General features: G+C 36.3%; 10 protein-coding genes and 1 tRNA gene. 8 read left to right on the top strand and 3 right to left on the bottom strand.

The window, feature by feature from the left end; all coding sequences use genetic code 11:
• Nucleotides 1–241 precede the first annotated feature (241 nt).
• The 3 genes from F564_RS0116845 to F564_RS0116835 all read right to left on the bottom strand — a co-directional run bounded on the left by F564_RS0116845 (nt 242) and on the right by F564_RS0116835 (nt 2,062).
• Entirely contained in the window at nt 242–472 is a 231-nt protein-coding gene (locus F564_RS0116845; RefSeq protein WP_028123634.1) for an Arm DNA-binding domain-containing protein, read from the bottom strand.
• Between the two features lie 172 nt (nt 473–644).
• Nucleotides 645–716, bottom strand: a tRNA-Glu gene (locus tag F564_RS0116840).
• 56 nt (nt 717–772) lie between these two features.
• A complete protein-coding gene (locus F564_RS0116835) occupies nt 773–2,062 on the bottom strand; it encodes an N-acetylmuramoyl-L-alanine amidase family protein (protein ID WP_028123633.1) in 1,290 nt (429 codons plus the stop codon).
• Between the two features lie 36 nt (nt 2,063–2,098).
• Between F564_RS0116835 and F564_RS0116830 the strand changes: the two genes are divergently transcribed.
• The 8 genes from F564_RS0116830 to F564_RS0116795 form a co-directional block, all read left to right on the top strand.
• Nucleotides 2,099–4,720, top strand: a complete 2,622-nt coding sequence (locus F564_RS0116830) for a putative LPS assembly protein LptD (protein ID WP_034981899.1) — start codon at nt 2,099–2,101, stop codon at nt 4,718–4,720.
• A 48-nt stretch (nt 4,721–4,768) separates the two neighbouring features.
• A complete protein-coding gene (locus tag F564_RS0116825) occupies nt 4,769–5,149 on the top strand; it encodes a RidA family protein (RefSeq protein ID WP_028123631.1) in 381 nt (126 codons plus the stop codon).
• 3 nt (nt 5,150–5,152) lie between these two features.
• A complete protein-coding gene (locus tag F564_RS0116820; protein ID WP_028123630.1) occupies nt 5,153–5,614 on the top strand; it encodes a hypothetical protein in 462 nt (153 codons plus the stop codon).
• Nucleotides 5,615–6,047: 433 nt separating this feature from the next.
• Nucleotides 6,048–7,796 carry a hypothetical protein gene (locus tag F564_RS0116815; RefSeq protein WP_154656913.1) on the top strand — a complete coding sequence of 583 codons (1,749 nt, stop codon included), beginning with the start codon at nt 6,048–6,050 and terminating at the stop codon, nt 7,794–7,796.
• An 11-nt stretch (nt 7,797–7,807) separates the two neighbouring features.
• Nucleotides 7,808–8,368, top strand: coding sequence for a DUF6705 family protein (locus F564_RS0116810; RefSeq protein WP_028123628.1), 561 nt, complete (start codon nt 7,808–7,810; stop codon nt 8,366–8,368).
• Between the two features lie 137 nt (nt 8,369–8,505).
• Complete coding sequence (locus tag F564_RS0116805) at nt 8,506–9,231, top strand: hypothetical protein (RefSeq protein WP_028123627.1); 726 nt, start codon at nt 8,506–8,508, stop codon at nt 9,229–9,231.
• 23 nt (nt 9,232–9,254) lie between these two features.
• The gene (locus F564_RS0116800; RefSeq protein WP_028123626.1) at nt 9,255–9,812 is read left to right on the top strand and encodes a DUF6705 family protein; all 558 of its coding nucleotides are present in this window, start codon (nt 9,255–9,257) and stop codon (nt 9,810–9,812) included.
• 249 nt (nt 9,813–10,061) lie between these two features.
• Nucleotides 10,062–10,287: transposase (locus F564_RS0116795; protein WP_028123625.1), on the top strand; the 226-nt coding region annotated here is incomplete at its 3' end.

Genomic DNA, 10,287 nt, shown 5'->3' with positions numbered 1-10,287 from the left:
TACATAATGGCATCCCAAATGGTTCTTAAATCATATTTTCGTTTTCTGTTATTGAAGTTTAAAGTCTTTTTTATAAATTGCCATTGATTGTCAGAAATGTTTGTAGAGTAATTTTTCACCGTAGCTTAATTGATTAGTTACCAACAAGTTACGAAAAATAATCTACATAAACAACTGACAATCAATTTTTTAAATTATTTTTTTACAGATCCACTCCTTACAAATTTTTCTAATTTAATTTTTAAACAGGCTCTAAGATTTGATTAAGCCTTTGATTTAATTTAATGCTGTTGGTGTGTGATGTTTTGAAACGATTTTTAGAAATATCCCAGTTTTCGGGTTTTCCTTTAATTTGAGTATCGACAAATTTACGTTTTCCATTTAAACGCAATTCTATTTGAATTGAAGCTAAACCGTTTTTGTCTAATTTTTTTTTACGGTTAAATCTAATATTAATAAGGGTTTTAGTCATTTTTATAGTGTTTAATACACTGCAAAAGTAGAAATAAAAACCATCAAAAACCGGTTACCGTTCGGTATCCTAAATACTGATAAATTTTGATAAATTAATTTATCAAAAAAAATGTAATTAGCTGTAATTGAATGAAATAAACAAAAAAAACGCCTTAAAAAAAGCGTTTTTGTAGCCTATAGGGGAATCGAACCGCTGTTGCAAGAAAGAAAATCTTGAGTCCTAACCACTAGACGAATAGGCCTGGTTTTGTGGACTGCAAAAATAAAGACTTTAAACAGTTCTGGCAAATGATTTTATCTATTTCAGTCTTTTCTCTATAATTGTGTTGCTGATGCCTTTGGTCTCATACTCTTTCTGAGCCTTTATTGCGTCTTCTAATGTTCTGTATTTCCCAAAGGTGTAGTAGAAAATACCGTTTTCTTTATTCTTGATAATGTCTGGAAAATTTTTCAGAATGTTTGATTTAGAATCCAGTTTTTCTTTGCCAGAGTAGATCTCTAGGGTGTAATAGCCAATTCCTAACGCTTGATTTGGAACGAAGCTGATCGCCATGGCGTTTCGGAATCCTGCATCTTTAGCGGTTTTCAAATTGGTATCTCTTACAGAAGCATAGTTGGTTGTTCCATAGTAATATTTGTAATGTCCGTTTTCTTTGATTGGTAAGATGTATTTCAAGCCTTTTAATGCGGGGTCTTCACTGTTGTATTTCTGAGGGGTGCCCATCAATAAGATTCTGAAATCATTTTTGAGAGGCTGTTCCACTGGTTTTTCTGGTTCTGGCTCTTTTACATTTCTGTCTACCATTTTTTTGTAACTCACAATGGCGTTGAAGATACTTTCTGCAATGGCCTGTTGTCCTTCTTCTGTAGCGATATAATGCGCATCATCGTAATTATTCACAAATCCTGTTTCTATGAGGATAGAAGGCATGGCATTCATCCTGAGAACGTGTAAATTTTCTTGCTTTACACCTCTTGACAATCTTTTGTCTTTTTTTACAAAATTATCTTCTACAAGTCCACCTATGATAAGACTGGCTTCCAGGTATTTACTTTGTTGTATTTTAAGCGCAATAAGGGATTCTGGTGAGCTGGCATTGTATGACGCAAAGTTTTCTTTGTCTCTCTCATCCAAGAAAATTACATCATTTTCCGCTTTTGCCACGTCCAGATTAGCTCTGTTTTGGTTGGGACCTTGTACGAAGGTTTCTGTGCCTTGCGCGGTTGCACTTTTGCTGGGCGAAGAATTCACGTGTACCGAGATGAAAAGATCTGCTTTGCTCCTGTTCGCAAGATCTGTTCTGTACGTTAGGGAAGGGTACTCATCAATTTTTCTGGTATAGATGACTTTGTAGTCTTTGTTTTTTTCCAGCATCCTTCCCAATTTGAGAACGATGCCTAATGTAATATTCTTTTCCTGAACAGATCCAATGTCGCTGTAGTATCTGTTGGCTCCAATGTCACTGCCACCGTGGCCAGCATCCAGAACAAGCGTGAATTTTTTCTGTGCATAAATGGCATTAAAACCAATAAAAAATGTTAACAGAAAAAAAAATTTATTATAAAGTGTTGGCCTAATCATTTTAATCTTTAAAATTTAATTAATTTTGAACCCAATTTCAGAATGACTCCCTTGGCTCGAAGTATTTTCAAAAGTATATTACTAATTTTAAATATCCTAATTTTTAACAATATTTTAGCACAAACTGTGCCCCAAAATACTGCTGAAAAAAATGATGTTCGAGATTCGATCAATATTTCCAAAGACTCTTTAGGAATAAAGAAAGATACCATCATGCCAAAAGAACAACTGGATGATGTTGTAAAAATGAAGGCAGAATACAAAAACAGCTCTTCCATTACCAACAAACAAACCACATTACAGAAAAAAGCACAGATCATCTATCAGGATATGCAGATAGATGCAGACTACATCCGGTTCGAGTGGGAAACCGGGAAGATCTATGCGAGAGGAGAACAGGACGAAAAAGGAAAGATCATTACACCGGCTATTGCCACTCAGGGTGGTAAGAAGTTCGAATACAGCGAGGTGATTTATAACATCAAGACCAGGCAGGCCATTGCTTTCAATGCGAGAACGGAAGAGAGTGAAGGGGTCATCGTAGCTGAGAAAACCAAAAAATATAATGATTCGGTCTTCTTTATGAGGAAAGCGATCTACACCACCGATGAGTATTTTCTCAAGAAGAAAGATACATTGCCGGATTATCATATGTCTGCCCCGAATATCAAACTTCTGAAAGGGAAAAATAATTCGCAGATCGTCACAGGGCCTATCCAGATGTACATAGAACAGGTACCCACACCACTGATTCTTCCATTTGCGATCCTTCCGTTTTCTGATAAAAGATCAGCAGGTATTTTGATCCCGAGTTTCGGCGAGCGCCAGGATGTGGGATTTTTCCTGAATGGATTGGGCTACTATCAGCCTCTTGGGGATCATTTTGATTTGAAAATCCTGTCTGACTTCTATACAAAAGGAAGTTGGAACCTGAAGCCTGAGCTTAATTATCTTAAGAAATACAGATATTCTGGAAATTTTGCGGCCGATTATGGTTACACGGTCCGTGGCATCAAAGGTTTGGACAATTATTCCCGAACCAAAACTTTTAGAATTGCCTGGCGACATTCTCAGGACGCAAAGGCCAATCCTTATTTTACCTTCAATGCGAGTGTGGATATTGTCAGCAGTAAGTTCTATAATAATACAGTCAATAATAATTACATCTTCAACGAGAACGTCCTCAACACGCAGCAGACCTCCAGGGTCAACGTGACCAAGCGTTTTCTCAATCTTCCGGTGACGATCAGTGCGAGTATGGCGTACTCTCAGAATTTTGCAACAGGTCTTACAGATCTTCGTTTGCCGGATATGACGGTGGCCATCAATCAGTTTTACCTCTTCAAACCGAAAACCGGCGTCAGAACTGGACTGTTGGAGAACATCAATGTGAACACCGGTTTGGCATTCAGCAACTATGTCACGACCACAGAAGACCAGCTTTTCAAAAAAGGAATGTGGGACAACCTGAAGACCGGAGCCAAAAACAATATTTCACTTTCTACCAATACCACGCTGGCGAAGTATTTCACATTCACCATTGCTGCCAATGCGGACAATGTGATCACCACCAAAACACTGGACAAAAAATACAACCCACTCACCAATCTGGTAGAAGATAACTTTGTGAATGGCATTGCCGGGTATTCCACATTCTCAGCCAGCACCAGTTTGCAGACGGTTTTGTATGGGCAGAAAAACTTCAGCAAGACCTCACCCATTGTTGCGATCCGACATATGGTGACGCCGAGTATGAGTTTCAACTATGCTCCGGATTTTGGAGACAGAAGTTGGGGCTATTTCAAGAATTATTCTAATGCGAGAGGCGAGATGACGCCTTATTCGATCTTCGAACAGGGGATTTATGGTGCGCCTTCTTCCGGATTGACGCAGAGTGTAGGCTTCAATATCAATAATAACCTGGAGATGAAAATCAGGTCCAAATCAGATTCTACAGGCGTGAAAAAAGTGAAGATCTTTGAAAACCTAAATGTTTCCGGAAACTACAACTTTGCTGCAGAAAGAAACAAATGGTCTGTGTTCACAGTGAATGGTCAATCTTCTTTCTTTAATAATAAACTGAACGTCAATACCCAGCTTACATTAGAACCTTACAGGATTGCCTTCACAGAAGGAAATGATGTTGGGATAAGAACAGAAGATTTTGGGCATTTCAGTTTGCAGGGCTTCAACCTTCAGCTGTCATACCCGATGAGTGAAGCTATTTTTGGCAAGAAAGAAGAAATGTCGAAAAAGTATAAAAAGAAAGGCGAGATCCGGAACGAGAATTACTTCTTTGATGATGATAATTACTCCCATTACTCCCCAACCTGGACTTTGAACGTGAATGCAAATTATGCATATATGAAAGGTATTACCAGATTGCCGGTAAAATCTGCAACAGTAGGATTGGATGGCAGCATCAAGCTCACGCCGTACTGGAATATCAACGGAAGTACCAATTATGACGTTGAGGCAAAAGCTTTGGGCTACACCCGTCTTGGATTTGCAAGAGATCAGCGTAGCTTTACCATCACATTCAACTGGGTGCCGTTTGGACAATATAAGGTGTATGATTTCTTTATCGGGATCAAAGCCAACATCCTGAAAGACGCCGTGAAGTACAAGGAAAGAAGTTTTACACAGCCGAACAGTACGTTTTAGGAATTAAAGTAAATTTTATAGTTTTGTAAATATTATATCAAAGAAACAATGAAGAAGATCATTCATACCTCAGAAGCTCCGTCAGCCATTGGCCCTTATTCACAGGCCACTTTGGTGAACGGTACTTTATACATTTCCGGACAGATCCCTGTAGATCCTGAAAATGGTAAACTGGTAGAGGGTATCCAGAAAGAAACACATCAGGTGATGAAAAACCTGAAAGCCATCTTGAAGGCTGCAGATATGGATTTCAGCAATGCGGTGAAGGCTTCTATTTTCCTTATAAATATGGATGACTTCGCTGAGGTGAATGAGATCTATGCTTCCTATTTCGAAAACGAAATCTATCCGGCAAGAGAAACCGTTCAGGTGTCTTGCCTTCCCAAAAATGTGGACGTGGAGATCTCTATGATCGCCTTCAAAGATTAACCCATGAATTTCTGTAGGAATACCATCGGTGTTTTGGCTGGCCTGGCAGTCGCTGCTCTCATTATCACATTAGGGATAAAGATAGACTCCACGTGGGTGACCTACAAGCAGTTTGCGCCGTTTGACCATTGGGAAACGCTTCTGAGATCTGTCCAGCACAAAGATTCCTTTTTTATCGCCCTGCTCTTTTTTGGAGGTTTGGGTGTTACCTTTGGTGGTGTAGTGACTGCGGTGATAGTGAAATATGCTAAAGTGGCGTATGCTATTCTGATAGGCTTCATTATGCTTTTTATAGCAATGCTGGATATTATTATTTATCCTTACCATCCCGTTTTCTATAAAATATCTATCTTCCTCATCTTTTTCCCTTTCTCTTGGATTGGCGGAAAAATCACCGAAATCATTTACAAAAGGAGAGAGAAACAAGCTAAACTTTTAATTAAAAATAAAAAACCACAAGTCTAGGCTTGTGGTTTTTGTTTTCTATAAATTAATTATTGGTTTACTTTGAATGGGTTCAGCGGGTTTAGCGCAGTCGTGATTTAGGTATCCGTAATGGTCTTTGCCGGGATGGAAAGAATGAATTTTCTCATTTGTTTTGATGTTTTTGGATTAAATTAAATGTCGTTGTTGGGTTAAAATTGAAATAATTATTGATGCTGAAAAGTGTATTGTCGAAATTTTTTTAATAATTTATTTTATATCGTAGTGTTTTGAAGTGTTTTTGTAGTTGAGAAGCCTGTTTATCGTACTTTAAAGTCATAATATTTATGATTTGTTCAATTTTTTTATGTTTTTTTAATGAATATTTTATAGAAATGTAATGATTTTACGGTTTACCGTAATGTTTGTTCGGAAAAATTATTTTACTTTGGCAGACAATAAAAACAAAAAATACATGAGAAAAAAATTATGTTTATGGTGCAACTTTGTAATAGTAGCTGTGCTATTCTTGAGTTCCTGCAGGAACGAAGACTTTTCAAACAGTCTTGCAGAGTCTAAAAGGGAAGAAGAATTCTTCCGGAACAATACCGAGGGCGCTGATTTTAAAAACGTCAACACCTCATTGGTCTCCAGCACTATTTCTAAACTGAAGAACCTTAATGACAGGACTGATTTTATTTCCAAGCTCTCTGACAAAACCGGACTTCCAGCTTGGAACTACATTGCCAAATCGAAAATCAAAACAGCCAATAAAGGTGGCGATGGCGGGCAGATCCTGATTGTTCCCCTGAAAGTGGAAGATGGTTTCCTCTCATCTTTGATGTACATCAAAAACGCAGATTCTTCAGATCCTACTGTCTACACGGTTACCAATGAACAGCTGAAAGATTTTGCTGAAAACAAAAGTATAGACAAGGACACTCGCGAAAGCATCTTGAGGACATTTATCTCTTTTGACAATGCGATGTTCGGGTCGCGGTTATACTCCTCTATCCCTTCGGATCTATTTGAAAATGTGCCTTTAAAAGAGAATCATGATCATAAAAGTTTTACCATTGGGCAACATGAGCCTACTCAGAATTTGGATATTGAGCAATGTTTTATGACTTTCCATTGTAAAAATCAATTGGAAGAATCACGTTGCGATATGTGTTGGAAATGTGTAAGTATCACATGTCCGCTAGGAGGGGGAAATACTGACTATGAACCGGACTTTCCAAATTCTCCGGGTGGGAATGATGATGGCGGAAACGATGGCGGCGGACAGACTAACCCCAACATCCCTTGGTATCTTCAAAACCCGGAGATCGATATTTTTTCCTATTCTCCAATAGTGCAATCTGTTTTCCAGTCGCTTACAGATTATGGTATTGTCCTGCATGTATCTCAGGTAAACTACTTACAAGAAAACAATACGATTGCACAGAGGTTCAGAACGTATCTCGCATCTGATAATTCTTTGGTAAAATCTCAGAATACAACTATGGGGATTAATTTCTTTATGGATAATCCCGGAGCTACATGGCAGGATTTTCTGAACCAAGTGCCAAAGACGCCTTGTGAGAATATAAAAGCACAGAGAGAAAATACACTTTTCCAAAGTAAAATGACAGATTTAAAAGGAAAAACAAGTTTAAAAAAAGAAACAGGTTACATCCAGAAGAACGGTGGCGATTATGAATATAAAGACAATGCAAGTGCTACCGACCAAAATAACTCCTTATCTCTTCCCAGTCCGGCAACTAACAAGTATATCAAAGGCTATATGCATACCCACGTTGATGATTTTGAAGATTCTAACGGGTATACAAGAATTGGTATCAAAGCAATGTCTCCGGCAGATGTATCTTACTTTATGGATTTGGTAAAAAACGCACAGGATGCGGCAAGACCTTTAGAGGATGTGTATGCAGTTATGGTTTCCAGTTCTGTTAATTATCAGATTCGTTTTACAGGTAGCCAATATCAGATTAAAACTTTTACGGATGCTCAAAGGGATGCTTTTAGAGATTCTTATACAACTCTTATGGGATCTAGAATTGGCAATCAAAAGCTATTAGAACTTGGATTTCTTCAATTTATCAGTGAGAAAATGAATTTGAAAGGCATTACTCTGTACCGGATGAATGCTGACGGAACGACTACCGAAATAAAATTGAATGCCGATAAAACAGAAACAGCAGAAAACACTTGTTCTAACTAAAAAAATATATTATGAAATATTTATTATCAATACTGACATTTTTGACCATTTCGTGTAATGCACAAATTGTTTCATTGGAAACTATTGCACAATGTAGAGCAACATCCAATTGCCCAAATTATAATTATATAAAAGACATTAATAATTCTCTTTCTAAATATATAGGAACATGGATAGGAAATTATAATGGGAAAACCTACGAACTTCAATTTAAAAAAATATTAGATGAAGATTTTGGAGTAAAAAGTGATATGCTAAAAGGTAGAATGAGAATCAAGGATTCTAATGGAAATATAGTATATGATACTTTCAATGAATCTGATGATGCCAAAACAAAATTTTCTGGTTTTGGTTTCCAACCTAATTTAAAATACTATATGATGCATTTTGTAGGCAACAGCCCATTTGCATGTGGAGAAATGGGATATGTGTATTTAGGAATAAAGCCGGAAACTCCCAATGTTATGACTATTAGAATGATACAAGATGCAGATATTGTATGGGGAGAGTGTCCTTCAAACTATCAGCCAACAATTCCTTATAATATTTCTATATCTTTAATAAGACAATAATTAGCAAAAGCCTCAGCAATGGGGCTTTATGTTTTGAAAATTAATAGATTATTTACCGACAAAACAGTACAATATCGCAAAGATTTAAAACATATCTCGCTTCTGATAACTCTCTTGTAAAATCTCAGAATGCCAATATGGGGATTAATTTCTTTATGGATAATCCCGGAGCTACCTGGCAGGATTTTCTGAATCAGGTGCCAAAGACGCCGTGCGAGAATATAAAAGCTAAGTTTGCAGGTACAAAGTTTAAAGAAAAATATAATAAAATAAATAAGCCCGATGTTTTTAATTTGGATCACGAAACAGGTGCTTTTGAAAGATACCCGCCTAAAAACAGTGGTCTAGAGCCTGCATTTGCAGACGTAGAAAATTTTATTGGAACTACCAATATGAGTTTGCCTGCCGATAAGAGTGGAATTGTAGGATTGATGCATTCTCATAACAATGAAGATCCTAAGGGAAATCACCCTGTTAAAATATTTTCTCCTGTAGATGTAAGAACTTTTTTTAATCATCTAATGCCTCAGGCTAATAGCTATACTGGTAGCTATACCAATGCCTATTCCTTAGTTACAACATCTGGTGGTAACTATATGTTGCAATATACAAAATCTACTTGGCCAGGTTCCATAAATGGAGAAACTAAAGAAAGATGGCAAACTTGGTATAAGGAAAAGTACGAACAACTACTAAAAAATGATGAGTTAACGCAAAGTAATGTTGAGAAACTATTCACCCAGTTTATAAAAGAAGTTATAAATATTGCTGGGTTGGAAGTCTATAAAGTGGCAGAAACATCTTCTTTAAAATTAGAATATAATGGTGCTGACCAACCCGTAAAATCAACACCTTGTCCTTAAATTCACATTTAAACTATATAATTATGAAAAATATTTTTTTATTAATCTTATTTATTATTACGATTTCTTGCAATGCGCAAACATATCCATTAAGAACTTTTACACAAGTACCGGAAAATGCATATTTAAAAGATACTAGCAACGAACTTCAATATTACGAAGGAGTTTGGAAAGGAAGCTGGAATAATAAAACTATTTATATTGCATTTAAAAAAGTTAACAAGCAGTATAATGATGTTTTGAAATACTATGAAGATAATTTAATAGCAAAATTTAAAGTATTAGATAATAATGGTAATATTTTATTTGACAATACCAATTTAGCTGACACCAAAGCAAAAATTGATGGTGGAGGTTTCCGAAAAAAAGATGATAAATATTCGTTTAGCTATATAGATAATGATCTATGTGGTATAACAGGATATATTATGATCAACTTTACAGACTCATCTAAGACTCAACTTAAATGGGAATATTGGAAAGACAATGATTGGCTGGATTCTGATTGTTTTTATTGGAATCTGCCTGCTTCTCAAAGGCCTGAGCCATTGCCATATAACATTATCCTAACAAGACAATAAATTAAGATGCTTTATCAATCATTAATATTATTTGTTTTACTTTTCAGTCTATTGTTTTATTCCCAAGAAATTATTAAAATAGAATTTGAACATTCTCATTCAACAATTATAAATAATCACAAAGGAACAAAATGTCCATAATATGAGAATCAATATTTTACTACCACTATTACTAATAATAATTCCGTCAACTGGATATACTAATTTAACGTCCAGTAAAAGTTAAGCATAAAACCTTAATTTTAAGATATGAAACAAGAACGAAAAATCTATGATCCTGCTTTCAAAACCCAAGCAGTTCAATTGAGCAAAGAGAGAAATAATATATCAGAATTAGCCAGAGAACTCGGTATTAAAGTGACTTTGCTATACAAATGGCGAAAGGAATTTGAGGAGTTTGGAGCCGGAAGCTTCCCCGGAAATGGTAAATTGAAATTGACCGCTGAACAGGAAAAGATCCACGAGTTGGAGAAAA

It is taken from the genome of Epilithonimonas tenax DSM 16811, from assembly GCF_000428485.1.
In the GTDB taxonomy this organism is placed as follows: domain Bacteria; phylum Bacteroidota; class Bacteroidia; order Flavobacteriales; family Weeksellaceae; genus Epilithonimonas; species Epilithonimonas tenax.
This window is presented reverse-complemented; position numbering and strand designations above follow the sequence as displayed.